25 protein-coding genes are annotated in these 26,120 nt (G+C 66.9%); 9 read left to right on the forward strand and 16 right to left on the reverse strand.

Features of this window, described 5'->3' with window-relative positions:
• Position 1: 1 nt before the first annotated feature.
• The 5 genes from JZ791_RS03005 to JZ791_RS03025 form a co-directional block, all read right to left on the reverse strand.
• Positions 2 to 799, reverse strand: a complete 798-nt coding sequence (locus JZ791_RS03005) for an SDR family NAD(P)-dependent oxidoreductase (RefSeq protein WP_216892569.1) — start codon at positions 797 to 799, stop codon at positions 2 to 4.
• Positions 799 to 1,965 carry an acyl-CoA dehydrogenase family protein gene (locus tag JZ791_RS03010; protein WP_216892570.1) on the reverse strand — a complete coding sequence of 389 codons (1,167 nt, stop codon included), beginning with the start codon at positions 1,963 to 1,965 and terminating at the stop codon, positions 799 to 801. Before JZ791_RS03010 ends, JZ791_RS03005 begins: the two co-directional genes overlap by 1 nt.
• Positions 1,966 to 2,028: 63 nt before the next feature.
• Positions 2,029 to 3,096, reverse strand: coding sequence for an acyl-CoA dehydrogenase family protein (locus JZ791_RS03015; RefSeq protein ID WP_216892571.1), 1,068 nt, complete (start codon positions 3,094 to 3,096; stop codon positions 2,029 to 2,031).
• Between the two features lie 9 nt (positions 3,097 to 3,105).
• A complete protein-coding gene (locus tag JZ791_RS03020; protein ID WP_216892572.1) occupies positions 3,106 to 5,055 on the reverse strand; it encodes an AMP-binding protein in 1,950 nt (649 codons plus the stop codon).
• A gap of 13 nt (positions 5,056 to 5,068) precedes the next feature.
• Entirely contained in the window at positions 5,069 to 6,256 is a 1,188-nt protein-coding gene (locus JZ791_RS03025) for an acyl-CoA dehydrogenase family protein (RefSeq protein ID WP_216892573.1), read from the reverse strand.
• Between the two features lie 67 nt (positions 6,257 to 6,323).
• Here JZ791_RS03025 and JZ791_RS03030 point away from each other — a divergent pair, with 67 nt between their 5' ends.
• A complete protein-coding gene (locus tag JZ791_RS03030) occupies positions 6,324 to 6,788 on the forward strand; it encodes an FAS1-like dehydratase domain-containing protein (RefSeq protein WP_216892574.1) in 465 nt (154 codons plus the stop codon).
• A complete protein-coding gene (locus JZ791_RS03035; RefSeq protein ID WP_216892575.1) occupies positions 6,785 to 7,201 on the forward strand; it encodes a MaoC family dehydratase in 417 nt (138 codons plus the stop codon). Before JZ791_RS03030 ends, JZ791_RS03035 begins: the two co-directional genes overlap by 4 nt.
• Before the next feature lie 204 nt (positions 7,202 to 7,405).
• Here the strand turns inward: JZ791_RS03035 and JZ791_RS03040 are convergent, their stop codons facing one another.
• The 6 genes from JZ791_RS03040 to JZ791_RS03065 form a co-directional block, all read right to left on the reverse strand.
• Entirely contained in the window at positions 7,406 to 8,383 is a 978-nt protein-coding gene (locus JZ791_RS03040; protein WP_216892576.1) for a quinone oxidoreductase family protein, read from the reverse strand.
• Positions 8,380 to 9,183 carry a PaaI family thioesterase gene (locus JZ791_RS03045; protein ID WP_216892577.1) on the reverse strand — a complete coding sequence of 268 codons (804 nt, stop codon included), beginning with the start codon at positions 9,181 to 9,183 and terminating at the stop codon, positions 8,380 to 8,382. The genes JZ791_RS03040 and JZ791_RS03045 overlap by 4 nt, the downstream gene beginning before the upstream one ends.
• Positions 9,180 to 10,874 (reverse strand): AMP-binding protein, encoded by a 1,695-nt coding sequence (locus JZ791_RS03050; protein WP_216892578.1) that lies wholly within the window; start codon positions 10,872 to 10,874, stop codon positions 9,180 to 9,182. Before JZ791_RS03050 ends, JZ791_RS03045 begins: the two co-directional genes overlap by 4 nt.
• Positions 10,875 to 11,619: 745 nt before the next feature.
• Positions 11,620 to 12,501, reverse strand: coding sequence for an HpcH/HpaI aldolase/citrate lyase family protein (locus JZ791_RS03055; RefSeq protein WP_216892579.1), 882 nt, complete (start codon positions 12,499 to 12,501; stop codon positions 11,620 to 11,622).
• Entirely contained in the window at positions 12,498 to 12,950 is a 453-nt protein-coding gene (locus tag JZ791_RS03060; protein WP_216892580.1) for a MaoC family dehydratase, read from the reverse strand. The genes JZ791_RS03055 and JZ791_RS03060 overlap by 4 nt, the downstream gene beginning before the upstream one ends.
• Before the next feature lie 103 nt (positions 12,951 to 13,053).
• On the reverse strand, positions 13,054 to 13,848 hold the full coding sequence (locus tag JZ791_RS03065; RefSeq protein WP_216892581.1) for a DUF1295 domain-containing protein: 795 nt from the start codon (positions 13,846 to 13,848) through the stop codon (positions 13,054 to 13,056).
• Positions 13,849 to 13,899: 51 nt separating this feature from the next.
• Between JZ791_RS03065 and JZ791_RS03070 the strand changes: the two genes are divergently transcribed.
• The gene (locus JZ791_RS03070) at positions 13,900 to 14,403 is read left to right on the forward strand and encodes an EXPERA domain-containing protein (RefSeq protein ID WP_216892582.1); all 504 of its coding nucleotides are present in this window, start codon (positions 13,900 to 13,902) and stop codon (positions 14,401 to 14,403) included.
• A 326-nt stretch (positions 14,404 to 14,729) separates the two neighbouring features.
• Here JZ791_RS03070 and JZ791_RS03075 read toward each other — a convergent pair whose 3' ends face one another.
• The 4 genes from JZ791_RS03075 to JZ791_RS03090 all read right to left on the reverse strand — a co-directional run bounded on the left by JZ791_RS03075 (position 14,730) and on the right by JZ791_RS03090 (position 17,987).
• Positions 14,730 to 14,930, reverse strand: a complete 201-nt coding sequence (locus tag JZ791_RS03075; protein WP_216892583.1) for a hypothetical protein — start codon at positions 14,928 to 14,930, stop codon at positions 14,730 to 14,732.
• Between the two features lie 447 nt (positions 14,931 to 15,377).
• On the reverse strand, positions 15,378 to 16,604 hold the full coding sequence (locus JZ791_RS03080; protein WP_216892584.1) for a M20 family metallopeptidase: 1,227 nt from the start codon (positions 16,602 to 16,604) through the stop codon (positions 15,378 to 15,380).
• 64 nt (positions 16,605 to 16,668) lie between these two features.
• Positions 16,669 to 17,451: a helix-turn-helix domain-containing protein gene (locus JZ791_RS03085; RefSeq protein ID WP_216892585.1), complete on the reverse strand. Its 783-nt coding sequence runs from the start codon at positions 17,449 to 17,451 to the stop codon at positions 16,669 to 16,671.
• A gap of 26 nt (positions 17,452 to 17,477) precedes the next feature.
• Positions 17,478 to 17,987, reverse strand: coding sequence for a hypothetical protein (locus JZ791_RS03090; RefSeq protein ID WP_216892586.1), 510 nt, complete (start codon positions 17,985 to 17,987; stop codon positions 17,478 to 17,480).
• A 247-nt stretch (positions 17,988 to 18,234) separates the two neighbouring features.
• Here JZ791_RS03090 and JZ791_RS03095 point away from each other — a divergent pair, with 247 nt between their 5' ends.
• From JZ791_RS03095 to JZ791_RS03125, 6 genes are all read left to right on the forward strand, one after another.
• Positions 18,235 to 20,118: an NAD(P)-dependent oxidoreductase gene (locus tag JZ791_RS03095; RefSeq protein WP_216892587.1), complete on the forward strand. Its 1,884-nt coding sequence runs from the start codon at positions 18,235 to 18,237 to the stop codon at positions 20,116 to 20,118.
• Positions 20,115 to 20,801: a class I SAM-dependent methyltransferase gene (locus tag JZ791_RS03100; protein ID WP_216892588.1), complete on the forward strand. Its 687-nt coding sequence runs from the start codon at positions 20,115 to 20,117 to the stop codon at positions 20,799 to 20,801. The genes JZ791_RS03095 and JZ791_RS03100 overlap by 4 nt, the downstream gene beginning before the upstream one ends.
• A complete protein-coding gene (locus JZ791_RS03105) occupies positions 20,798 to 21,922 on the forward strand; it encodes a hypothetical protein (protein WP_216892589.1) in 1,125 nt (374 codons plus the stop codon). Before JZ791_RS03100 ends, JZ791_RS03105 begins: the two co-directional genes overlap by 4 nt.
• 22 nt (positions 21,923 to 21,944) lie before the next feature.
• Entirely contained in the window at positions 21,945 to 22,331 is a 387-nt protein-coding gene (speD, locus tag JZ791_RS03110) for an S-adenosylmethionine decarboxylase (RefSeq protein ID WP_216892590.1), read from the forward strand.
• 407 nt (positions 22,332 to 22,738) lie between these two features.
• Positions 22,739 to 23,473 (forward strand): DUF6879 family protein, encoded by a 735-nt coding sequence (locus JZ791_RS03120; protein WP_254205133.1) that lies wholly within the window; start codon positions 22,739 to 22,741, stop codon positions 23,471 to 23,473.
• Positions 23,474 to 23,507: 34 nt separating this feature from the next.
• Entirely contained in the window at positions 23,508 to 23,735 is a 228-nt protein-coding gene (locus JZ791_RS03125; protein ID WP_216892592.1) for a helix-turn-helix domain-containing protein, read from the forward strand.
• 448 nt (positions 23,736 to 24,183) lie between these two features.
• Here JZ791_RS03125 and JZ791_RS03130 read toward each other — a convergent pair whose 3' ends face one another.
• On the reverse strand, positions 24,184 to 26,115 hold the full coding sequence (locus JZ791_RS03130) for an AMP-binding protein (RefSeq protein ID WP_216892593.1): 1,932 nt from the start codon (positions 26,113 to 26,115) through the stop codon (positions 24,184 to 24,186).
• Positions 26,116 to 26,120: the final 5 nt, after the last annotated feature.

Consider the following 26,120-nt stretch of genomic DNA (forward strand, 5'->3'; position numbering starts at 1 on the left):
GTCAGATCACCGTCCCGCCGTCGACCGGCAGCACCTGACCGGTGATGTAGCCCGCGGCGCCGGAGGCCAGGAAGACGAAGGTGGGGGCGATCTCGTCGGGATATGCCCAGCGCCCCAACGGGATTCGCGCCAGCGTCTTGGCGGCGAGCTTCTCGTTGCTGCGGATGTTCTCGGTCATCGCCGTCGCGGCCAGCGGCGCGACCGCGTTCACGGTGATCGACTGCCTGGCCAGCTCGCGGGCGAGCGACTTGGTCAGCCCGACGATGGCCGCCTTGGCCGCGCCATAGTTGGCCTGGCCGATCGTCCCGGTCAATCCCGCCGCCGAGGTGACGTTGATGATGCGGCCGGTGCCGTCGTCGGGGAGGTACTCGAGCGCGGCGTGGCTGCAGTGGTAGCTGCCCATCAGGTGGGTGTCCAGCACCTTGCGGAACTTGGCCTCGTCCATCTTGGGGAACATGGCCGGAGCGATCACGCCGGCGTTGTTCACCAGGATGTTCAGCACCCCGCCGCCGAGTTTCGCCGCCGCGGCCACGGCCTCACGCGCGTTGTCGCCGTCGCAGACGTCCAGGGTGAAGGGCTCGGCGACACCACCGGCCGCGCGAATCCGTTCGCTCACGGCGACGGCCGCGTCCTTGTCGATATCGGTCACCAGCACCGCCGCACCGGCCGCGGCGAAGGCCTCGGCCACTGCGGCTCCCACGCCGCCGCCGGCGCCGGTGACCAGCGCGGTCCGCCCGTCGAGGCTGAACGCCCGGATGCCGGACGGCGTAGTGCCTGGTGTCGCTGTCGGATCGCTCATCAGTAGCTCCTCGGGAGGCCGAGCACGTGTGAACCGAGATAGTTCAGGATCATTTCCTGGCTGATCGGCGCGATACGGGTCAGCCGGGCCTCACGGAAGTACCGCGCGACGTTGTACTCCTCCGAATAGCCCATACCACCATGCGTCTGCAGAGCACGGTCGGCAGCCTCGAAACCCGCATCGGCACACAGGTACTTGGCCGTATTCGCTTCGCGCCCACAGGGTTTGCCGTTGTCGTAGAGCCAGGTGGCCTTGCGCAGCATCAACTCGGCGGCGTCGAGCCGGGCCAGCGAATCCGCGAGGGGGAATTGGATGCCCTGGTTCTTGCCGATCTGACGGCCGAAGACCTCACGATCGTTGCCGTACCGCACCCCGGCCCGCAGGGCGGCGCGACCGATGCCGAGTGCCTCGGCGGCTACCAGCATCCGCTCGGGATTCAGGCCGTCGAGAATGTACTTGAAACCCTTGCCCTCTTCACCGACACGATCCTCCACCGGGATCTCCAGATTATCGATGAACAGTTCGTTGGAGGTCACCGCGTTGCGGCCCATCTTCTTGATGGGCCGGATATCCACCCTGTCCCGGTCGAGATCGGTGAGGAACAGCGTCAGGCCGTCGGTCTTGCGCGGCGAATCCTCGAACCGTGCGGTCCGGGTCAGCAGGAGGATCTTCTCGGACTCCACGGCCTTGGAGATCCAGACCTTCTTGCCGTTGACGATGTATTTGTCACCGTCCCGCTTGGCGAAGGTCGTGATCTTGGTGGTGTCCAGGCCCGCCCCCGGCTCGGTGACGCCGAAGCACACGTGCAGATCGCCGTTGACGATGCGCGGCAGGGTCCGCTGCTTGAGCTCCTCGCTGCCGTGCACGATCACCGGATGCATACCGAAGATCGACAGGTGCATCGAGCTCGCGCCGTTCATACCCGCCCCGGACGCGGCCACCTGTTCCAGAATGATCGATGCCTCGGTGATCCCGTAGCCGTGGCCGCCGTACTGCTCGGGTGTGGTGATACCCAGCCACCCGCCCGCGGCGAACGCGTTGTAGAACTCCGTCGGGAACTCGTGCTTCTCGTCCTTCTCCTGCCAGTACCGGTCGTCGAACTTGGCCGCCAGCTCCGTGACCGCGTCACGGATCGTGACCTGATCCTCTGTCAGTTCGAAATCCACGTCCGTACTCCATCCCTCAAACTCTACTAACTATAACAATGGACTGACCAAAAGACGAAAGGGTCAGCCCGCACGCGCCGGCTCGTCCAGCAGTGCGGCGGCGATCCGCTCGTTCCAGGCGCTCGGCGGGCCGAACAGGGTGCGGTCGAGCTTGGCGCGCTTGTAGAACAGGTGCAGATCGTGTTCCCACGTGTAGCCGATCGCGCCGTGCACGGTGAGCGCCGATTCCGCGAGATCCGCCACCGGCCCGGTCACCTGGGCCTTCGCGACCGCGGCGATCGTCGCGGCGTCGGCGATTCCCGCGTCGAGCGCGGCCGCGGCGTAGAGAGCCGTCGAATACGACGCCTCGACCGTCACCAGCATCTGCGCGGCGGCGTGCTTCACGGCCTGGAAGGAACCGATGAACTGCCCGAATTGCTTGCGCTGCTTGCTGTATTCGACGGAGAGTTCGAGCATGCGCTCCGCGCTACCCAGGGCGTCGGCGGCCGTCAGCACCGCGGCCAGTGCCGCGGTCCGGGACAGCGAGGTTTCGTCCGCGGCGACGATCTCGACGATCGGCGCGTCCGAGAACTCGACCGCGCCGGTGACGCGCGAGCGGTCGAGCAGGTCGTCTCGTCGGACGACCGCGTCCGACGCCAGCACCCTGGCCAGGCCGAAACCGTCCGGCCCGGTCACCGGCACGAGGAAGGTGTCCGCCTCGAGGGCGCCGAGCACATGGGGCACGGTCGCGCTCAGCCGATCCGACGCGGCGGGCAGCGGCGTCCACGCCGGGATCCGGTCGGCCCGGATCGCCGCCGCGAACCGATGCCGGCCCGCCACCTGCTCGCTCAGTTCCCGCGTGGTCAGCAGGGGGGCGCTCAGAGCCGCCGCGAGCCAGCGCGAGTCGGGTACCGCGGCACGGCCGAACTCCCGAGCGGCGAGTGCCTGTTCGAGGACTCCCCCGCCCTGCCCGGACACGTCTTCCGAATAGCCGACGCCCCACCAACCGTCCCGGATGAGCGCCTCGGTGAACCGGTTCATCTCCTCGGAGGTCTGCATCTTCCGCACGGCCTCGGGCGGGAATTTGGCGGCGGCCCACTCACGCAGGGACGTGGCGAACAGCTCCTGCTCCTCGGACAGCTCCCAGTGCATCGCTTCTCCTCAGCTCTCGCTCGTGCGGTGGACGACATCTCGGATGCCCTCCACGGCCTCGGGGTTCTCCGCGCTAGACAGATCGCCGGGATCGGTTCCCAGCGCGGCGGCGCGGACCGCGCGCCGCAGGATCTTGGCCGAGCGGGTCTTGGGCAGGGCTTCGACCGCCCAGACCTTCGCCGGGGCGAACGGCTTGCCCACACCCGCCGCGACCAGCGCGCGCAGTTCCTCGGAGACCCCTTCGGTGTCGGCGCCCTTGCGCGGCACCCAGAAGGCCCAGACGCTTTCGCCCTTGCGCGGATCCGGAACGCCGACGGCCGCCGCCTCGGCCACCGCAGGATGGGTGGTCAGGACCGATTCCACCTCGGCCGGGGCCAGCCGCTTTCCGGCCACGTTCATGACGTCGTCCGAACGGCCGAGCAGGTACCACTGGCCGTCCTCGACCCGCGCGTAGTCGCCGTGACACCAGATCCCGGGGAATCTGGACCAGTAGGACTCGAGATACCGCTCCCGATCGCGCCACACTCCGCGCGTCATGGCCGGCCACGGTTGGCGGCAGACCAGTTCGCCGATGCTGCCGCGCAGCGGCTGTCCGTCGTCGCCGACCACGTCCACGTCCATGCCGAGCGACGGCCCGCCCAGCGAGCAGCTCGGGATCGGCTCGACCGGATACGGCGCCAGGAACGAGCCGCCGACCTCGGTGCCGCCGGAGAAGTTGATGACCGGCACGCGGCCGCCGAAGACCTGCTCGGCCATCCAGTCGTAGGAGTCGGGGTCCCAGGGTTCACCGGTGGATCCGAGAGTGTGCACCGAACTCAGATCCCGCTCGGCGATCTCGGCGACCGGTGTCGAGCGCAGCGCGCGGATGAGTGTGGGCGAGACGCCGAGCATGGCGATCCGGTGCCGCTGCACCAGATCCCACAGTCTGCAACCATCCGGAACGTCGGGCGAGCCCTCGTAGAGCACCAGGGTGGCGCCGTTGGCATGGGTGCCGAAGGCCGCCAGCGGGCCCATCACCCAGCCCATGTCGGTGATCCAGCAGAAGGCGTCTCCCTCGTTGATGTCGAAGGAGTAGGCGACCTCGGATGCGACCTTGATGGTGAATCCGGCGTGGGTGTGCACCGCGCCTTTGGGTTTGCCCGTGGTGCCGGAGGTGTAGCCGAGCATCAGCGTCTGCATCGCGGGAAACGGGCGGAACGAGTACGACGGGACCACGGCGTCGACGAGCGCGTCCCACGGGCTCGCGGTGACGCCCAGACCCTCGAAATCGGTTGCCTCGCCGATGTTGTCGACCACGACGACCGCTCGCACCGACGGTGTCTGCGCCAGCGCCGCGGCTAGCTCGTCCGCCATGCCGACCTTGCGGCCCCGGCGAATCGTCCCGTCGGCGACGATGACCGCCTTGACCTGCGCGTCGTTCAGTCGCGAGGCGACGGCCGGCGCCGCGAAGCCGGAGAACAACGGCACGAGTATCGCGCCGATCCCCGCCGCGGCGTAGCACGCGACAACCGCCTCGGGGATCATCGGCAGGTAGATGCCCACCGCGTCGCCCTCACCGATCCCGAGTTCCGCCAGCCCCGTCGCGACACGCGAAACCTGCTGTGCCAGTTCACCGTAGGTGATCGTGCGGACCGACCCGTCCTCGGCCTCGTGCACGATCGCCGCCCGATCGGAGCTCTCGGGCAGCCACCGGGTGATGCACGCGTCGACGGCGTTGAAGGTTCCGCCGACGAACCAGTCCGGGAACTGGATCCCGTTCGTCAGATCGACCACGGCCTCGTACGGTGTCGAGAACGGGATGTCCAGGTCGGTGACCGCCGCGTCCCAGTACCAGGAGATATCCGCGGTCGATCGCCTGCGCAGTTCGTCGATCGAGTCGATGCCGTGCGCCCGCGCCAATCGCAGCACGTTCGCGTTCTCGATGTAGTCGGGTGTCGGGTTCCACACGTAGGTGCTCATCACGCAGTCTTTCTCAGCTTCGGGGCATTCCGAGCACACGCTCGGCGGCGATGTTGCGCTGGATGAAGGTCGACCCGCCGGCAATGGCGGTGCCGCGCGCCTGATAGGCCAGCCGCAGCCATCGCTGCTGGTCCGGGTCCGCGCTGTCGCCGTCCTCCGCGAGACCGAACTGCCCGCCGAATTCGGTGATTTCCAGACCGAGGTCCGCGATGTCCTCGACCAGCGGGCAGAAGTAGAGCTTGCCGATGGAGGTGACGGGCCCCGGGGGCTGCCCGGACGCCGCGCCGGTGATGACTCGCTGGCCGATCAGGTAGTGGGTCAGGGCGCGGCCGTAGAGATCGGCGATGCGCTGCCGGATCTCGGATGTGCCGCTCAGGGGGGCGCCCTGCTCGTCGGTCTTGGCCTTGACCTGCGCGATGAGGTCGTCGACCGCGCGGGTGGTGTTCACCCGGCCCGTCGCGATGCCGACCCGCTCGAAGGCCAGGGTGCCCATCGCGACCTTCCACCCGCCGTCGACCGCGCCGACGACCGCGTCGTCCGGCAGGAAGACGTCGTCGAGGAACACCTCGTTGAACTCCGCCTCGCCGAGCATGTGCGCCAGCGGGCGCACGGTGACGCCCTCGGACGACATCGGCAGCAGGAAGTAGGTGATGCCCTTGTGGCGATCGCCGCCGCCGGTGCGGGCCAGCAGGATCGCGTTGTCGGCGATCTGCGCCCGCGAGGTCCAGATCTTCTGGCCCTGGATCTTCCATCCCCCGTCGACCTTGGTCGCCTTGGTGCGCAGCGAGGCCAGATCCGATCCGGATTCGGGCTCGGAGAACAGCTGGCACCAGATCTGCTCGCCCTGGAGGATCGGTCCCAGGTAGCGCTGTTTCTGCTCGTCACTGCCGAACGCGACGATGGTGGGGCCCGCGAAATCCTCGCCGATGATGTTGAGCCGTTCGGGCGCGCCGGCGCGGTCGGTCTCCTCGGTGAAGATGGCCTTGATCTTGGCGTCGGCGCCCGCGCCGCCGAATTCGGCCGGCCACGACAGACCCGCGAAGCCTGCCTCGAACAGCTTGTGCTGCCAGACCGACCAGAAGGCGCGCTTGTCCTCGAGCCGGGCCGGCTCCGGCCACGGCAGCGTCGGCAGGGTCTCGGTCAGCCAGTCGCGAATGCGCGTGCGGAACCGAGCCTCGTCCGGCGAATCGGTCAGATCCATCTGAACCTCCACGTGTTTACGGACCAACGTTACAATAGGTCAGACCAAAAAATCCAGGGAGGTGACCGTGACGAGTTCCACGGCTCGGAAGTTATCCGTCGGCAGCGTCCTCGACGTCGTATCGTTCGAGGTGGAGGCCGGAAAGGTGAGGGAGTTCGCGATCGCGACGCGCGCGGAGGATCCGGTGCACACCGATCGGTACGCCGCCGTGGCCGCCGGGTTTCCCAGCATTCCCGCGACTCCGACACATGTGGTCGTCGCCGGGCACCACAGGGATCAGAAGGAGTTCGTCGCGGCATTGGGCCTGGCCATCGAACGGGTGGTCGTCGGTTCGGTGGAATGGGAGTACACCCGTCCGCTCGTCGTGGGCGACCATCTGACCGGCACCCGGCGGATCGCGGACGACAGCACGCGCGAAGGTAAGCGCGGCGGCACGATGCGACTGGTCACCCTGGAGACCGAATGGGTCGACGCCTCCGGCGAGACCTCGGTCGTGCAGCGCGAAGTTCTGATCGAAAGGGCCGCGCGATGAGCCGCACTCCGGTGACGCTGACCGCCGGCCAGCAGCTCGACGCCAAGCGCATCGGGCCGATAACCCAGACCGATATCGTCCGGTTCGCCGGCGCGGGCGGGGATTTCAATCCGCTGCACCACGATGGCGACTATGCCGCGCGCGCCGGGCTACCCGGCGTCATCTCGATGGGGCAGATGCAGGCCGGGATGCTCGCCGCGTGGGTCGCCGACCTCGCGCACGTGGAGCATGTGATGTCGTATTCGGTGCGGTTCGTCTCACCGCTTAGTATCGGCGAGACACTGGAATTGGGCGGGACGGTCGAATCGGTCGACCCCGCCACGTCCGTGGCGACGTTGTCGCTGCACGCCACCAGCGCGGATCGCGTGGTGGTCGCCGGCAGTGCGCGGGTGAGAGTACTTCTCTCCCAATAACGTCGGGTCCGAACGTGAATTCTGTGGCGAATTCCGGGGAGTTGGTGTGCCCCTCACCGACTCCTCGGCATCGCTCAGGTGAGAATCCTTCTGCTCCACCAGGGTTCTGCCCATCCGTTCGGTGAGACGGGCAATTCCGGAGCGCCCTGCACCGCATGGCCGGTCCGCTCCGGCGATCGGGCTCGAACGACTCGGGTGTACCGGCTATGGGGTCAGCACGATCTTGCCGAACCGGCCACCGGCCTCCAGCAGACGATGCGCCTCGGCGGCGTCCTCCAAAGGGTAGGTGGCGGCGATGGGCGGCGGAGCCACGCTGCCGGTCGCGACCAGATCGAGCAGTCCACGGAAGTCCGCCGGACCGCCCATCGTGGTGCCCAGCAGGCTGTACTGGCCGAAGAAGAATTCGCGCACGTCCATCATGACCTGTTCGGCGACATTGGCGCCCAGGACCACGATCCGCCCGCCGGGACGCAGCGCGTGTACGGAGCGATCCCACAGTCCGACCGGATCCAGGATCACATCGAAGCCCTCGCCGCACGGTGACAGAGACTTCGCCCACGACGGCCAGCCCTCGTTCGTGTGCAGCACACCGCCCGCGGCGCCGCCGGCGCGCGCTCGCGCCAGCTTCTCCTCCGAGGACGCGGTCACGAAGGTTCGCGCACCCAGCGCGGTCGCCAATGACAGCGCCATCGTGGCGATCCCGCCGCCGGCCCCGATGATGAGCAGCGATTCGCCCGCGCTCAGACCGGCCCGGGTGACCAGCGCACGGTAGGACGTGACACCCACCAGCGGCAGCGCCGCCGCCTGCTCCCAGGAATACCCGATCGGCTTGGGCGCCAACGATTCTTCCGGCACGCACACCCGTTGCGCATAGGTGCCCGCAGTCCGATCGCCCAGGATCTCGAACTCCCGCGAGGGAGCGGACGGGCGCTCACCCCAGAACAGCGAGGGAAGCAGCACCACTTCCGCACCGGTATCGGTGCGTATCCCGGCACCGTCCGCGCCGGGCGTGTGCGGCAGCGGCGACCCGTACCGCCCGCGACGCACGAGGACGTCGTGCCAGTTCAACGCGCTCGCTCGCAGATCGACCGTGACCCAGCCGGGTCGTGGGACCGGCTCGTCGACCTCGCGCGGCACCAGCGCGTCCGGGCCGCCGTACTGCGACATCACGATGGCCTTCACGAGTCCACCCGCTGCGCCGTGACCGTCGCGATCGCGCACGTCTTGCCCGAGGAGTTCGTGGCGTTCACACGAACGACGGCCAGGGATCGGCCGGAGTGCACGACCTCACCGCGGAAGGTCGTGGTGTCCTGCGCGCTGCCGGGCCGGACGAACGCGACATCGATACTCGTACTACGGAATTCACCGCCGGCCTCCAGGGCCGACATCGCGGCGAATTCCGCTCCGCAGATGATGATTCCGCCATGCACACTGCCGATCCCGTTGGCCGCCAGCACCGTTGGCGGCAGGTCGACTATGCCGCGACCGCGTTCACGAATGCCGAGCGCGTCACGGATCGATACCTCGCTCGGCGGTGGGGTGAAGGGCGTGGCGGGCGAGATCGGCGGGACGTCCACCGACACCAGGTGAGATCTCTGGGTGATCAGCGCGATCACCGTTCCGGCGGCATCGGTCGTCGTCCCCCGGGTGGTACCGGCTCGATCATCGCGGGTGATCAGCTCGCCGGTCACGGTCAGCCGTGAGCCGTCGACGGGCGGGTCCGCCAGCAGATCGATCCGGATGCCGAGGCTGACGGGCCATCTGTCCCGCGCCGAGCCCGCCGCGATGATGTGACCGGTGACGTCGTCGAGCGGCACCGCCAAAGCGGCACGGCTGAAGCCCGCCACCGGGTCGCGCAGCCAGGGGCCCGTGTCGACGGACAACTCCGCCCGTTCGGGTGTCAGCTCGACCGGTTCGACCCGGACCAGGGCCTCGGCTCCGTTGCAGAGAAAATCCCGGGTGGTAGCCGGTGTCAGGCTCACCGGGCGCCCGCCGCGGTCGGCTGGTCGAGTTCCGCGGCGACACGCATCCGCAACAGGTGCTTCTGGATCTTTCCGGTCGCCGTCATCGGTAATTGATCGACGGCGACGACACGTTCCGGCGTCTTCTGGATGGCGACTCCCCGGTCGGTGAGGAAGGTGCGCAACTGCTCTACCGTGGGCGCGGCGTGGCCCTTCTTGGCGACCACGAAGCAGCACACCTTCTCCCCCAGTCTGTCATCGGGCATGCCCACGACCGCGAGTTCCGCCAGATCCGGGTGATCGGCCAGTTTGTCCTCGACCTCGCGGACGCTGATGTTCATGCCGCCACGGATCACGATGTCCTTGGTGCGGCCGGTGACTCGGACGTATCCCATGTCGTCCATGATGCCCAGGTCGCCCGAGCGCGAGAAGCCGTCGGCGGTGAACAGCTCGGCCGTCTCCTCCGGACGATTCAGATATTCGATCATGTGCGAGGGGCCCCGGAAAGCGATGTCGCCCTCGGCTCCCCGGGGCAGTTCCGTGTCGTCCGGTCCGAGGACCTTGACCTCCGACCCCGGCAGGGCGGCGCCGTCGGAGACGATGGCCCGGTGCGGATCTCCGGTGATGCGGCACGTCGTCGTGGTCAGGTTCTCGCTGCGCCCGTACAGCGACAGCACATTCGTGGTCGGCAGCTGGGCTTTCGCGTGCTCGACCACCGCCGCGGGAATCGGCGCGCCCGCGCAGACCCACACCCGCAGCGAGGACAGATCGGCTTCGGGGTGCTCGTGGGCCGCCGCGATCAGCGTCTGCAGGAACGTCGTCGCCGTGACCGCCGCGGTGCAGCCGTACTTCTCGATCTCGGCCAGCCCACGTTCCGGATTCCATTCCGCCATCAGATGGGTCGCCGCGCCGACGATCAACGGGATCAGCACGCTGGTCACCAGGCCGGTCGTGTGCGTGATCGGCGACGGGCCGAACTGGACGTCGGCCTCGGTGTGCCCGAAGGCCACGGTCAGCGCGCGTGCGCCCGAGGCGTAGGTGTTGAAGGTGTGCACACACCCTTTCGGCCGTGAGGTCGTGCCGGAGGTGTAGACGATGACGAACGGATCATCGGGGTGGGTGCGCCGGTCGAGCGTCGCGTCGATGTGGGCGAGATCGGCATCGGCGAGGATCAGGTCTTCCAGCACGGCGATCCCGCGCGCGGTCAGCGAATCGCGGGCATCGTCGGTGGCGCGGACCGCGACGATCGACTCGAGGCTGTCCGAGCTTTCCCGGATCTCTTCGAACATGGCCAGGTAGTCGAAGCCCTTGTACTGCGCCGGTGCGATCGCCATGCGCACCGAGGCGTCCGACACGACGTGCGAGACCTCGTCCTTGCGGTAGATCGGCATGACCGGCACCATCACCGCGCCGATGCGGGACACCGCGGCCGCGATCGCCACGAAGGCGGCCCAGTTCGGCAGTTGGACGGCCACGCGATCGCCGGCCCGCAGACCGTGCTCGTGCAGGCCCAGCGCGAGCCGTTGCGACGTGGCGTAGAGCTCGACGAAGGTCAGGGCGTAGGTGCCGTCGGTGACGAACACCTTGTCCGGGTTGGCCTCGGCACGCGAGCGCAGCAACTCGGTGAAGTTGACGTCGGCCCACTGTCCGGTCGCGTAGAAGTCATCGATCTGCGCCGGGGTGTATCTACCGAGGTTTCGCTCGCTGGTCATGGTGCCCGTCCTCTATCGGTCTATCAGACTCTTAGTCTGAAGGTTAGAATGGTCGGACCGAATAGCGCAAGCGTTCGGAGCTGCCGAATCGTTCCCGGGCAACCGTCCGGCATGCGATACAGGGCTGTTTATCAGGCAGTATCGTCCCGCTGCGGCACCTACACCGGATACGTAGCCCGAACAGACCGCTGAGGCAGTTTCACCGAGATCTGGTCATCCGGCGTGATGCCGTTCACAATGAGGAACAGGTCACCGAGCGGTCACGACCGTGCCCTCGCCTGTGCCACTCATCTGGATTCCCTCACCGCGCGACTTGCCGAGCCCTGGGTACAGGCAGTGATCGAACCCATTTGCCTGCGCCCGTGGGGAGGCCTGCCACACGACCGCCGACGAGTCCAAAGGCGCCGCGAATATGGTCGGGATGCGGTGCCGGGCCAGCTCCGCAATTCGTCGCGGATCGGCGCGGACGCGGTGATCACGCCCCCTCTGCAACAGCCGCGCCGCCGTCCGTTCGGACGGCGTGCAGGGCGTGCGTCGGGCTTTCCTATGTCCGGCGAGGGCGAGGACACCTGCTTCAGGTGCGGAAGATCAAGCATCTTCCCCGTCCAGCAGGGACCCAGCAGCCGGCCACCAGGGATCCAGCAGGCGATCCGCCACGCGACCGCCGCACGAGCCACAGCACGTGAGAGAGTCCCGCGCCGCTCGCCGTCCGTTCAAGTCGCGGCGCGCGGGATGTGTATCAGGATTAAGGCGCTTGAATATGTCCGGCCAGCGCTAGGACGCGTTCGGCCTGCTTCAGGTGCGGAAGATCGAGCATCTTGCCGTCCAGCGCGACGGTTCCGACATCGGCCGAGAAGGCTTCGACCACGCGCCTGGCGAAGTCTACTTCGTCGGCCGACGGGGTGAAGGCGGCGTTGATGGTGTCGACCTGCCCGGGGTGGATGGCGATTCGGCCGCTGAACCCCTCCGCGCGGGCGCGTCGAGAAGATTCGCCGAGGCCGTCATCGTCGCGGATGTCCACATACAGCGTCTCGACGGCCTCGACGTCCGCGGCGCGCGCGGCCATCAAAGTCAGCGATCGCACCATCTGGTAGGTGGTGGCCCACTCACCGGTCGGCCCGAGGTTGGTCGAGGCCCCCAGTGCCGCACTCAGATCTTCCGCGCCCCAGGTGAGCCCATACAACCGGCGGATACCGGCGTCGGCGAACTCGCCCAGCCGGAACGGCGCCCGCGGCGTTTCGGTGGCGACCGGCAGCACGCGGATGCCTCCGGGCTCCAGGCCGTGTGCGGCTTCGAGCACCTCGAGGTAATTGTGCACGCGCAGCACATCCGCCGGGCCGTCGATCTTGGGGATCATGATCCCGGCCGGTCCCGAGGCGACGACCGCCGCCAAGTCCGCGAGCGCGTGCTCGGTGTCGAGCGGGTTCATCCGCACCCACAACTGCGGACCACCGGCCGCGGCGGCGACGAATTCCGCCACGAGCTGTCGCGCCAGCGGCTTCCGGCCAGCGCTGACCGCGTCTTCCAGATCCAGGATCACCGCGTCCGCCGGCGAATCGGCGATCTTCGCGATCTTCCGCTCGCTGTCGCCGGGGACGAACAGGAACGAACGCAGCGGCGAACTCACTGCAGCTTCTTCCGTTGCAGACCCGACCGCTTACACGACGCGACCAGTTCATCGTGCTGATTGAACGCCTGGTGCCCGAACACCACGATGCCCTGATCCGGGCGCGACTTGGAGTCACGCAGCTCGAGCACCTCGGTGACGACGTGGATCGTGTCGCCGTGGAACAGCGGCTTGGGGAAACGGACCTCGTCCCAGCCCAGGTTCGCCACGGCCGTACCCAGCGTCGTGTCGCCGACCGAGATGCCGACCATGAGCCCGAGGGTGAACGCGCTGTTCACGATCCGCTGCCCGAACTGCGTCCCCTTCATGTACTCCTCGTCGAGGTGCAGCAGCGCCGGATTGTGCGTCATGGCGGTGAACAGGACGTTGTCCGTCTCGGTGACCGTGCGCCGAATCGGATGCTCGAACCTCTGCCCCACCGACAACTCGTCGAACCACACACCAGCCACGGCGCTCACCTCCATATCGAACAGGAAAAGTTTTATGGTACGACCAATTATATTAGCAGACCTGTACCCGCTGCTTCGGTTCGCCGATACGGCTTATCGCCGGTCACCGCGGGAACCACGGGACGATAGGCGATGTGCGCCTCTGATATTCGGCGTACTCGGGGTATCGGCCGCGCGTGATGCTCTCGGTGAAGGTCGTCGAGCCGACGAACAGCAGCGTCAGTAGGATGGCGCCGACGATGGTCCAGGTCACCGCGCCGGACGCGACGGCGCCGAAGGCGAACACCAGCCACCACTGCGCCTGCTCGAAGAAGAAGTTCGGGTGGCGCGAGAAGCGGAACAACCCGGTCTGGAGGAACATCGGGTCCGGCACGCGCCCGGCATCCAGCTCACGCTTCTTCCATCCGTGGAAGTTCCACTGCTGCTGGTCGGCCACGGTCTCGCCCACCAGACAGGCGACGAAGACCACCGCGACGACCACGTCACCGATCCCCAACGGCGTGCGGTTCGCCAGGGCCGTCCACGCGGGCAGCGTGATCAGCAGCAAGATCGCATTTTGATAGATGGCGATGAAGAAGAAGTTGAAAACCTGGAACTGCCAGGGCGCCATCTTCCCGCGCAGCATCACCCACCGATAGTCCTCGCCGCCGCGCGCATATCCGCCCTTGCGCGCGAAGTTGAACGTCAGTCGCGCCCCCCACAGCAGAACCAAGGCGAACATCAGGTCGAGCCGCGCGTCCGCGAAACTCGCGAAGCCGGCGAAGACGCCGACATAGATTACCGGCACCAGCGACCAGATCCGATCCACCCACGAGTATTCCCGCGTGAGGACAGAGAGCAGCCAGCACAGGGCGCAGACACCCACGAAGACACAGAGGCAAACCTGAAGTGCGTTCACGAACGCACCACTCTACTGCCACAGCCGGATCCATCCGTTTAAGATCGGCGCATGTCCGCTCCTGCGAACCTGCCACTACGCCAACGCAGGATCGATATCTTCTTCGCGATAGTGTTCGCCGCGTTCACCGTCACCTCGCTCATCAGCGACCTGTTGCCGACAGTCGGCGTCAACTTCTCGCACCCGTCCGGCAACTTCTTCGTCAACTCCAACTACTGGTACGCCCACGACACCGACGTACTGTTCATGCACCCGCCGGACTGGATGCGGATCGTCACAGGCCTCTCGGCGTTCGTCTACATGCCCTTCTACGTCGTGCTCGTCGTATGCCTACTCCTGGGCAAGAACTGGATCCAACTCTTCGCCGTGATCTACGCGACGATGATCGTCACACTCACCGGCATCGTCGTGTTCGGCGTCGAGTTCTTCGGCGACCCGGCAACGCGCACAGGCAACCCCGCAAAGTTCCTCGCCTTCAACCTCCCCTACGTACTCGTACCCCTGATCCTGCTGATCCGCATGCGCAAGCCACTGCCCTTCACCCGCCGCTTCTGATCCGCCGTTCCACATCGTGTTCATCATCAGGGCGTCGATGGCGACCTGGAGCCAGCTCGATAGCCGTGAGCTAGCTGTGCTGTCTTAGAAAGTTGGTTCCGTGGTCATGATCTCGAGGGTTCGGGGCCGATCACCGGAAGCACCGGGGCGATGACGCCGGTGTCGGTGAGTCGGTAGTCAGATAGCGGCACTCGGCCGGCACAACCGCCCGACCCCGTTCCGTATCCGCAGCCACGAAGACGTCAGCACAGATCAGCTGCCGTGGCACCAACCTCATGAGTGGGCACATCGCCCCAGGTCACGCGGGTTCGACTGCCGAACCCGGGTCAGCGGTAGGCGACGATGATGGTGTAGCCCTTGGGGTCTCGCCATTGCTGACCTGGATGCGCTTCGAACCAGGTGTGGACGGTGTTGGACAGGTCCGTAATGATCTGAGGCCGTTCGGCTGTGTCGGCTGCGATTCCGCAGAAGCTGAACAATGCTTCGACGAACCAGCACCGGTGCTGGTTCGTCGAAGAGCAGAGCATTGTCACAGGTGACGGCCGTGTAGGTGGGGAACACGGTGCTCACCATGTCGGCGATCGTGCCGGAGTCGACGCCCGGGTTCATCATGTCGGTCGGCTCGGAGATCCCGTACCGGCGGGCGTGCTCGACCACGAGTTGGTGGGTGCGGTGGCAGGTATTGGCGTTGTCGACGCCGGTCAGGCGGCCTCGGCTCGTGCACTGTGACAGTGCCAATACCTCGCTTACCTGGTGTGCACTCGTGAGGAGAACATCACCTACTACGAGACCATCGGATTCGCTGTAACCGCCGCGTTCGGCCTGCCTGACACAAACTCGACGATGTGACCGATGTGGCACGCACCTGAATAAATGTCGATTTCGTACTTATGACATGCAATTCCCCGACGCAGCGGTCGTTCCGCACGCAGGCAGGAGTTCATCTTCGCGGAGGTCGTTGTGGCCGTCCAGCTTCATCGTTCTGGGTGCATGAGGGTCAAAGTCGCAAGGTGGTAGGCGGCTTGGACTGCCGGGAGGGTAGTCAGGTCGACTTGTTCGTCGGTGCCGTGTAGGCCGGTGTACGGCAGGCCGAATCCTGCTGTGGTGGCGATGCTGTGGAGGGCGAGGAGATTGCCAATGTTGGAGGGGCCGGCCACCTTCGGCCGCGGGGAGAATCCGACCGTCGCAGCCGCTTGGATCAGGGCTGCGGCGGGCTGATCCTCGGCGGAGAGCCGGTAGGGCGGCCATGATTGAACGCACTCGATCTCAGTGGGGCGGGGGCCGGGGTAGTCGGTGTCCAGTTGTGCGACGGCTGTACTGATCAGCTCGTGTGCGGCGGTGTCGTCGAGGGTATCGGTGAGCCTGACATCGATGGAGACGACAGCATGGTCGGGGACCACGGTGAACCCTGCGCCGCTGTGGATTTCGGTGACGGTGAGCTTGGCAGGCAGCGGAAATCCTCCGGCAGCCGGGCTCGGCAGGGGGAGATCCTCGAGCCGGGCTGCGAGCCGGGCTGCCCGGGTGGCGGCGTTCGCGGCGGCGGGCTTGGAGGAGCCGGAGTGCCCGGCGAGGCCGTACACGTGCAGCAGCGCGCGGTATACGCCCCGGCCGCCGATGATGACCTCGTCGGCGCCGGGGTAGCCGATCATCGCTCCGCCGATGGTCGATGGGTCGATGGCGTGGAGTAATGCTTTTGCGCCGCTGAAGTTTCCGGTGTGCTCGTCGACGTCGAGCAGCACGACCAGCGTGCCGGCCAGGTCGCGGCTCTGGCGGCTGATCGCTACAGCGAGGTGGCAGAACATGGCCGCGGCAATCTTGGAGTCCGCAGCCCCACGGCCTCGGAGCTGATTGTCGACGATATCCCCAGCGATGGGCGGGAACGACCAGGTCGCTTCGTCGTCGATCGGCGCGGTGTCCAGGCATGCGTCCAGGACCCAGGCTGGGCCGGGATGGGCTCCCGATATCTCGATGACGATCGCTGCGGGGGTCTTGTCGTCGGCGTACAACCGCCGGTGAGGTAGTCCGTGCTGGTTGAACCATGTCTCGATGACGGCGAGAACCGGTTCAGGGTCGTCGATTCCGCCGCAGGAGGGTATTCGGACCAGTTCCTGGGCCAGGGCGGTGACGGAGACAGCGTCGGCCTCGGCCTGGCGCAGTGCGTGGGTGATGGTGGTGCTCGCGGCGGGCGCGGATGAGGTCACGATGGGCTCCTTGCGGTGTGGTGTCGTACCGCGATCTGTGACAAGCGTGCCAGCCGGTGGGGATTCATGGGGTCAGGGTGGTCAGGGCCTGGTTCGTTTCGAGCCTACGACCACACAGGTAAAGCTGGCGGCCGTGCTCGATATAGCGGGACGCTTCGCGGGTACCGAGCACGATGGCGGTGTCGAATCCCTCGGCGGAGGTCAGCGACGGAATAGTGACCACGGCACCGCGTTCGGAGGCTAAGAGGTGTCGTTCGGGGTAGTCGGGGTTGTCGATCATGCTGATGTGCAGGGTCTTCACGCCGTGGGAGCGGTCGGCGGGGTCGCGTAGTTCCATCAGGCGCAGCAGGTGCTCGGTCAGGATGCGGTGACGGGGCGGGCCGAACAGGACCCGGTAGTGCACGAGGTGCTCGCGGCGGGCGAGCGCGTCTTCGATGGCGTGCAGGTAGTCCGGGTCGCGGGAGCGGGACCCGGTGCCGACCAGGTACTCCCGGGCCTCGGTAACCACCGTGAGCATGGCGGCTTGCAGGGCACTGTGGGTGTGGACCAGTTGCGGCGCAACCGCCGGATGGTCTCGGTGTTGGTCCTGGTGGGCGAACAGCGATTCGGCAGGGCGGCCGTAGTAGTCGCTGAGCATCCGCCGGTACTTCGCGCTGGTGTGGTGGATGCCGGTTTCCCATTTGGACAACATGCCGGGGTGCACGCCCGACGAGCCGGACTCGGAGCGTTCATCGAGTTCGGCACAAATGTGCTCCAGAGTCGCGTGGCGATCGAGCCGGGCCTGCCGCAACGGCGACACCGAAGGTTCAGCGGCGGGCGGAACGGCCGGTGGATGGTGTCTGGTCACCGCCGAGCCCCTCCCTGATGATGTGATCAGGGTACGACGGCGATACGCGCCTGGATGGGCTGTTCACGCACAATCGTCGCTGCCGTGAGTTCGTCGCAGATTTTCGCCAGGGCTGGGTGACGATCGATCACCGTGTATCCCTGCGGCGGGTGCCATTTGCCCAGTGCCGCGGTCAGTTGCTCGGCGGTGAATCCGGGGTACTCGCGCACATGCCGGATCGGCAGAGCGACCCCTCGCCCGGCCGGCTCGAGATAGGCCAGGACCGATGCGCCATTGCCGGTGCGGGCGCGTTCGGCCAGATCAGCAATCTCTGTCGGGCCTCCCGTGATCGGGGGATCCAGGTCGATCACCGCGGCGAGGCGGCTTACCGGCGCGTTGAGATACACGTACCAGGAGGATGGGCCATCGATGCCATACCGCTTGCGGTACTCGAATACCTTCTCCCCGGACCACATGAGGTCGTAGTACTCCGCGTGCAGCGACATCAGCACTCTCGGCGGGCGAATCTCGATGTCGGCACCTTCGAACAGGTCCACTACCTCTCCCCTTCGCGGGCCGGTCGCCACCGCACCCTTGTCGATCGTGCGTGCGACGCAGTCTATCCACCCGCGCTCGGGCTACCGCGACGCCATGGGCCGGGTGGGGTTTTCGCGAGATTCGTGAGAATTTGCGTTTCCTCCCGCAATATTGCGCCACGCTCGTGACCTGGCTTTCCCGTCAGCGGTGCCGGATTGTTGATGCAGCCCAACAGATTTCACATCAACCGGCACGGAGGTGGCAGCAGTGGGCCATACGATCGGATTTCCCCGTGAATCAGCGCCGAGCGAACGGCGCACACTGTTGACCCCACAGGTGGCCGCCGCGCTGACCGCGGCGGGATTCGAGGTGCTCGCCGAACCGGAAATCGGTGCGGGCGTGTTCGTATCCGACACCGAACTGTCCTCTGCGGGAGTGCATTTCACAGATCCGGAAACGGTGTGGTCGGCGGGGCTGGTATTGCGGTACAAGTCACCGGACCCAGCGGATCTGCGCCGATTGCAGCCGGGCCAGGCGATCGGCGCGCTGTTCCACGCCGAAGGAGACCCACGGCTGCTTGCGGCGCTCACCGAGACGGGGGTGAGCGCGTACTCGTACGAATTTCTGTGCCAGAACGGCAGTTTCCCGCTCGCGGTCGCGGGCGGGCAGATCGCAGGTGTCCAAGCGGTCATGCACGGCGCGCTGGCACTGCAGTCGCATCTCGGCGGGCGAGGGGTACTGATCGGCGCTGTCGAGGGCGCACCGGCCGGCAGGGTGGTGGTGATCGGCAGCGGGAACGTCGGTGCCGCAGCTGCTGCCACCGCAGCCGCGCTCGGCGCCGAGGTGATCGTGCTCGCGCACACGCACGCCTCCGCCGCGGACTATCGGCACCAGGCTCCAGCCGGTGCGCGGGTGCTGGTCAACACCGACACCGCGCGCACCGCAGCACTGGAACAGGCGGATCTGGTGATCGGCGCGATTTTGATCTCCACCTACGACACGCCTCCGATGATCACCGCCTCCGATTTGACCCGGATGAAGCCCGGGGCGGTGATCGTCGATGCCACCTGCGGGTACGGGCCCGGCTATCTGCCCACCGCGGGCGCGATCCAGGCCCCCGGAGATCTCCCGTTCGTCGAGAACGGCATCGGGCATCTGCGTCTGGATGCGCTGCCCGCGCTCGTGCCGGTGACCACGACGGCCGCCTACACCGCCCGGATCAGCGACTACCTGGTGCGCCTGGCCCGCGTCGCGCTCGACGGCGCCGACGACTCGGTCATCGACACCGCCCGCATCGCCACCGGCGGCCGCCTAGTACATACGGTGTGCCAGCAGCACGCGGCCCACTACACCGAACATGCTGCGGGCCAACCGGAGTCATCGGCTGCGGTCGTGGCCTCCTATGATCAGCGCGCGGCGTTCAGCCGCGCCGAAACCGCATGCGCATCGCGCCCCGTCTCGCTGGCCGCGCTGTTGACTGAATGCAGGCATGTCGTGGAACTCCCTTGCGGCAGCGGATATTTCCTTTCCGACTATGCCGCGGCCGATGTCGCCGTGACGGTGGTCGACGCGAACGCGGCGATGCTCACCGAAGCGGTCGAGCACGCCCGTGGCGCAGGGATTCCCGATACCCGGTTGACCGTTCTGCACGGGCTGCTCGAGCAGGTGCGCCTGCCCGGTGATGTGGACCTGCTGGTGGTCCCCAACGCCGCGCTGAACCAGCTGGCCTGCCAATACCCGCTCACTGAGCTGGCCACGATCCTGCACGGCCTCGCCAGGGACGACGTCGGGACCGAACTTGTGGCCCAGATCCTCACCACCACTGCGGGCGAGTGTGGCGCGTCGAGTGCGTTCGACCCTGGCCTGCCGGATGGGCAGTGGGTCACCGATCGGCGGTTCGAGCCTGAGCATGCCGGCGGCGCGCTGGAGCGGCGGCGCTGCCAATCCCGCCACGGCAACCGGGTCCGGGTGGACTTGGTCTACCTAGCCGACCACGGCCGCCAGGTCCACAGCGCCTCGGTCGCCCTCGAACTCTTCACCCCCTCAGGCGTTCTCGCCGCGTTCACCGCGGCCGGATTCGTGTCGGTGCGCCTGGAGTCCGGTGCGGGCGGGCTGGCCGAGCTGCGGGCGGTCACCGGGAGCCGCGCATGACCGCGGCCAGAGCGGGTGCCGCCGAAGCGTATGCAGCGCGGCACTACCGGGACCGGTTCCGCTACGGGGAGGGCACCGAGCAGATCCTGGCGATGCTGGGATCGGTGCCGCCGGTGGACCGCTGGGCCGATCTCGGTAGCGGTGCGCAGACACTGCTGTGGGCATGGGCCGTGAACGCTCGCACCGTGATCGCGGTCGACACCGACCCCCAGCAGCTGCACCTGCTGCACCAACGAGCCTCCGCCGCCAGCCTGGACCCCGTGCACGACACCGTCGCGCACCTGTGCGGACGCGACCCCGCCGAGTTCGCCGACCTGTGCGCAACCCTGACTGCGACCGCGTGGGCGGACTGCCTCACCACCCCGATCGAGCATCCTGGTCTCCCGGCGGCTTCGTTCGGGCTGGTGACCCAATTCGGACTCCTCGGATTGACCCGCGACGCAGCACATTTCACTACAGCCTTCACCGCGGTCCACCGATTGGCCGCCCCGAGCGGATGGGTGGCCGGAGCCAACTGGACCGCTCGCAACAGTGCCGGTCGGGTGCGGCTGAGTGCCGAACTGTACCGGGCCGCCGCCCGCGCCGCCGATGTCGAGCTGACCTTGCTCGAGCGCATCGACAGCGCTGATCCCGATTTCCCCTCGCTCTGGATCTATCTAGGTAACCGAAGGAGCACGCCGTGACCTCCCCTACAGCACGCGAGTTGATTTTCGCGCCGGTCGGTATCGCGCATCTGACCGACTCGGCGACCGACCTTGTCCGCGCCGCCGCCCGTGATGCGGCCCGGGTGCGGGTCACCACAGCCGCGCAGCTCAACGGGCACCCGCACGTGGGCACCGTGGTCACCGTCATGTGTGTGTTCGCCCTGGCCCGCCGCTTCGCCCACGATCTGTATCTGCCGGCCGAGGTGGTGTTCGACGCGCTGGACAATGCCCCCGGCCAGCATCTGGACATCGACGGCGACCACTACGTGCGCACCGTCGCGGACCTGATCGACCACGGCGATCTCGATCGCGCCGACCGAGTCTCCGGATTCACCCGGCTGCTGGACTGGACCTCCCGGCGCTGCAGCATCGGCTACCAGATCCGCCCCTATCACGAGTATCAGCAAGCACCGGCGGTCCGAGAATGCCTGTACCGCATCGCATCCCGGCTCGAGGAATTCCGGCCGATGGTCGCGCCCGCCGACGGTGTGGTGCGGATCCGGCCCCGCTGCCCGCAATGCTGGCTCGTGGAGAAATCCGCCCACCACCTGACGATCTCGACCAGTCACGGTGCGGTGCATCTAGATTCACGATGCCCGGAACACGGTGCTTACCGCGAGACGATCGACATCGCCGGGACCAGCGGCTGGTATGACGCCAACACTGCGGTCCGCTCGGTGCAGAAGGGGTATCTGCTCGCCGCCGAACGCGACCAGTACCAGGCGTGCCCGATCAGCATCGACGGCGCCGACTGGGGCGGCGCCTGGCACGCTCACGTCCTAGCGCCCGCACTGGCCACCCTCGACATTCGCCCAACTCGCTGGCCGATCAGCCTGTTCACGCCCCTGATCCTGGACCGCAGCGGCGGGAAACTCTCCAAGACCCTGTACGTGACCTACGGTCGCGAGTACGCGGACCTGCCCGAGGCACTGATGAATTTGGATCTGCTGCTGGAGCAGTACGGCGAACCGGCGCTCGAGGCCCTGTGGAGCGAGGTCACCCGCTGGGCCGAGGATCCCCAGCGTCTGCACCGCGCCTACACCGCGGACTACCTCGCCGCTCTGCTGCCCGCAGCCGCCTCGAACCAGCGCATCGCCTGACCAACTGAAGGGAGATATCCCGATGCTGCACGCTCTCTACGACCTCACCGACTGCACGAGCGAACCCGCCGCCGACGCCCTGCTCGCCGCAATGCACGCTACCGTGGAACAGCTCGGATGCACGGTGCACGCCAGCCTACCGGTCACCTTCATCCCGCACGGCACCACCGCAGCCTTCGTGCTGGGCGAATCCCATCTGATCGTGTCGACCTGGCCCGAACTCCACGCCGCCCACGTCGACCTGTTCACCTGCCGGGCCGACGTCGAACCCGACCAAGCCGTGATCCCGATACTGGCCGCATTCGGCACGCCCACAGTCCGGCCGCATCGCCTCGAGCGCGCTCTGCCCGTCGGCCCGATATCCGGGCCGCACGAGCCGGCCCGCCCGTCGGCGGCGTCCCTGGGATGAGCATGCCCGTGGTGTGGGGCTTGGGCTGTGTGGTCCACGACGCGCACTTCACCGCGCGGCCCTCGCGTGATCTGGTGTATGCCGAATCACGCGGGGGCGGGTCGGTGTGGAATACGCTGGCCACCATCAGCTCTCGATACCGTTACCCGACTGGGGGATCGGGGTGGCGGGCGATGATGCCCGCGCCGATCTCGCGATCGCGGACAACACCGCGCTGGGCATCGACATGACCCGCATCCACCGGATCACGGCATGGGCCCACGGTGACCACGCAGGTGACGACCAGGAGCGCCCATGCGTTTACGCTACCTCGGGACAGACAGCCAAAACGGCACCTGCCCAACGCTTTCGCCTCCGACAGATCCACGTACGTCATCCGGGGGTGGCGGAGTGGCCCGGATGCGTCCGTGATCGAGATTCCCCATAAGCTGCTCGGCTTCCTGGAACGGGGAACCTGCCTCGGCTCTCCGCTCACCGATACCGGGCGCGGTACGTTCACTCTCAGCGGTCCCGGTGACCGATCAGGAAGCCCTGAGCCAAATGGATTTGCCCGAGCACGAGACCGCCATCGAAGTCAGCATGGGAAAGGAAACCCGGCCTGTATGAAACTCGTCCAGGGCGAGGAATTCATCGGCCTCTTCCGATCCGGTGAATGGAAACAAGCCTTCCATCTGGAAACTCAGGACGAGTACCACGTCGCCGATGAAGCAGAGCCGTTTCGGAAGTTCCTTGCGAGCGAACCGGACGACTACGAATGGTGCCGCTCCTGGGACGACCTGATCAAGGAGGTGACGTCGACCGGCAGGCAGGTGCACCGGGTGCGATTGGTCAGCGTGCCGCACGTGGACTACACCCGGTTCGGGCTCACCATCGCCCCGTTGAACATCGAGGCGGGCGAGGAGATCAAGTGGCTTCCCCGCCCCCTGATCGACGCGGCCGAGTTGGCCGGTGATGACTACTGGTTGTTCGATGACCGCCTGGTCGTCTTCGTCACCTTCACAGACGATGGTGACTTCGGCGGGTTCGCTGTGACCGACGATCCGGTGATCGCGGCTCATTGCACTGTTGTTCGGGACACGGTGTGGGGCCTCGGCATCCCGCACGCCGACTACATTGGGAGCGACTACGCTGCTGCCAAGTGACCAGCTCCAGCGTTCGTGACGCCAGAAAGGCGTTATGCGCCCGGCTTCGGGATCTCCGCAAACGCGGGCCTCTGGCGTCCAGCTGGCCGAACTGACCGGCTGGCACTCCTCGAAAGTATCGAAGATCGAGAGCGGCAAGCAGACACCAGCCGAAGCCGACATCCGGACGCTGCTCGAGCAGGCCGTGGTTGGCGAAGCAGCCCGCGGCCTGATCGGCAAGGCCATGGGGCGACGGCGGCCACGATCCGAGGGTGAGGTGTAATTCGCTGCCTCACCGCGCCGCCATCATCACCAAGAATTCCCGAACTTTGGGCACCGTGGCATCCAGACGAATATCTCCGACAATGCCATCGAGCATGGATTGCAGCCGCGTCGAGGTTGGGTGCGATCACTTGGACGTTGCCGTATGCCAACGCCTTTCGGCGCATCCGTGCGTCACGCCACCCGAGTTACCGCCATCGGGAAGGGCTCCGCGAGATCCCCGAATCTCGACCTGCCGTCCCCCGCCAGCGTCCTATCGCCTGTGGCGTCGGACACTGGGGCGACCAAATCCGGCCGCCATGTCCTTCGGTCGCTTGTGACCTGATCATCGAAAACGATGAGCAGAGCATTGGCCCCCAACTCCAGCGATGTACTGATGATTTGCTCGGCGACCTGTTCCAGCAGCTTGACCCGCCCATGGCCCAGCTAAAGGGCGAGGCCGACATCGATCAGCGACTCGGATGTGCCTCCGGGTCAACGATATCGACCTGGGAATCGAATTCGTAGGTGCTCAAGGCGCGACGCACCGATGCCGCACCGGCGCTGAGTTCGTTTGTGTCCCCGAACAACTCGATGATCACGCGCAACCGGCGCCCGGTATTGTCCACTCGCACCTCGCTGCGCACACCGTCCGGGAAGGCGGACGCGACGCGGGCATGGACCTCACGTTCGGTCGCCATGATGCGCAGCGCGGGCTTGGCCAGCTTGCCGACGGCGGTGAGGGGCAGTTCGTCGAGCACGATCACCTCGACGGGCGTGGCCGCACGCTCTTGCACGTGCTCGCGGCAGAATTCCATCAGCTCACCGGGTTCGACCGACGTGCCAGCGTGCAGTTGCACGTAGGCGATCGGGAGTTCTCCCTTCGTCGCGTCCGGTTTGCCCACGGCCGCAACGAGTTCCACTGCGGGATGCCGGTCGAGGGCGTACTCGATCTCGCGAGGATCGATATTGTGGCCGCCGCGGATGATCAGATCTTTGGCTCGGTTGGACACCCAGACGTAGCCGTCCTCGTCGACGCTGCCGATGTCGCCGCTGTCCACCCATTTCTGCCCGTCGGGCATGCCGGTGACGAACAGGCCGGCGTTGAGGTCCTCGTTGAGGTAGCCCCGGCCGATGCTGACTCCGCCGACCAGCAGGGCCCCTCGCTCGTTCGGTCCGCATACCCGCACCACGTTGTGGTTCTCGTCGAGTTCGACCGCGGCGACCCGGCAGAACGGCAGGGGCCGCCCCGCCGATCCGATGCGGGGTTCGCGGTCGTCGTTCGGGTGGCCGGTCATGGTGCCGTGCACCTCGGTCATGCCCCAGTTCTCCCGGAGCCAGACGCCGAAACGCTCGTGGAAGGCACGTACCAGTTCCGTGGGCACCGTACTGCCCCCGACGTGGAAGTTCGCGACCCGATGTCCGGCGGAGTCGGCGCCGGGCGCGCTGAGCAGCGCCTGCGCGGTGGTCGGGGTGGACATCACCGAGGTCATCCGGAAATGGCGTGCGATGGTCCAGAACTCCTCGACGACCTGTTTGTTGCGGAAGCCCTCCGAGGTGAGGGTGAGCAGGGTCTGCCCGTACAGCAGGCATCGCAGCCCGAGGGAAACGCTGCCGCCGCAATGAAAATTCGGCATGCCGTGTCCCACCACACCGTCCGGCTCCGGCCCCATCAGAGCGCCGACGTTCCAGGTCACGGCCAACTGACCGAACTGCGTCATCCGGACGAGTTTCGGCGTTCCCGTCGTTCCCCCGGTGGGCATCATGACCGCGTCGCGGTGCGGATCGGTGTCGCGGTCGAAGGTGAAGCCCTGTCCGGCGTACTGCGCCATCGCGGTGACGAGGTCGTCCGGACCGCAGTCGCCGACGTAGAAGACCGTCCGCAGGCTCGGGACGGCGCGCCGAAGGACCTCGATGTCGCCGCCGCAGCGGGCCGCGATCACCTCGCGGGTGGTTACCAGTGTGGTGCATCGGGTGTCGTTCATGATCCGGATCACCGCCGGCACCTCGAGGAAGGGGTTCAGCGGCACCGCGACTCCGGCCGTCGCCCCTCCCCAGATCGAGAAGAGCCCTTCGGGCAGCATCGGCAGCAGCACCGCCACCACGCTGGGTGCGCCACCGGCGGCATGGTGGAATACGTTCGCGGTCTGCTCGACCGCCTCGACGAGTTCCCGGTAGGTCACCGTCCGAACCGGTTCGAGGAGATTCGGCGGTTCCAGCGCGATGATCGCGCTCTTGTCCGGGTGTTCCGCCGCGGTGGCGCGGAATGTGTCGTAGAAGGTGGCCCCGGTGCGCAATTCGTCAGGAGAGAATTCCTGCTCGACGCCCTCGATATCGGCACAGCTTGTTATCCGGCGACGAACGATGCGAGTCGCCGTGGGAGTGGACGGTGTGGACGCCATTGGCC

The organism is Nocardia alni (genome assembly GCF_019038435.1).
GTDB classification, from domain to species: Bacteria; Actinomycetota; Actinomycetes; order Mycobacteriales; family Mycobacteriaceae; genus Nocardia; species Nocardia alni.

Excerpts from the sequence above, each read along its gene's own strand:
- JZ791_RS03130 (WP_216892593.1), bottom strand. The coding sequence starts at position 26,115 with ATGGCGTCCACACCGTCCACTCCCACGGCGACTCGCATCGTTCGTCGC.
- JZ791_RS03100 (WP_216892588.1), top strand. The coding sequence starts at position 20,115 with ATGACCGCGGCCAGAGCGGGTGCCGCCGAAGCGTATGCAGCGCGGCAC.
- JZ791_RS03025 (WP_216892573.1), bottom strand. The coding sequence starts at position 6,256 with ATGGATCTGACCGATTCGCCGGACGAGGCTCGGTTCCGCACGCGCATT.
- JZ791_RS03070 (WP_216892582.1), top strand. The coding sequence starts at position 13,900 with ATGTCCGCTCCTGCGAACCTGCCACTACGCCAACGCAGGATCGATATC.
- speD (WP_216892590.1), top strand. The coding sequence starts at position 21,945 with ATGCTGCACGCTCTCTACGACCTCACCGACTGCACGAGCGAACCCGCC.
- JZ791_RS03125 (WP_216892592.1), top strand. The coding sequence starts at position 23,508 with ATGCGCCCGGCTTCGGGATCTCCGCAAACGCGGGCCTCTGGCGTCCAG.
- JZ791_RS03015 (WP_216892571.1), bottom strand. The coding sequence starts at position 3,096 with ATGCACTGGGAGCTGTCCGAGGAGCAGGAGCTGTTCGCCACGTCCCTG.
- JZ791_RS03005 (WP_216892569.1), bottom strand. The coding sequence starts at position 799 with ATGAGCGATCCGACAGCGACACCAGGCACTACGCCGTCCGGCATCCGG.
- JZ791_RS03035 (WP_216892575.1), top strand. The coding sequence starts at position 6,785 with ATGAGCCGCACTCCGGTGACGCTGACCGCCGGCCAGCAGCTCGACGCC.
- JZ791_RS03050 (WP_216892578.1), bottom strand. The coding sequence starts at position 10,874 with ATGACCAGCGAGCGAAACCTCGGTAGATACACCCCGGCGCAGATCGAT.
- JZ791_RS03020 (WP_216892572.1), bottom strand. The coding sequence starts at position 5,055 with ATGAGCACCTACGTGTGGAACCCGACACCCGACTACATCGAGAACGCG.
- JZ791_RS03075 (WP_216892583.1), bottom strand. The coding sequence starts at position 14,930 with ATGCTCTGCTCTTCGACGAACCAGCACCGGTGCTGGTTCGTCGAAGCA.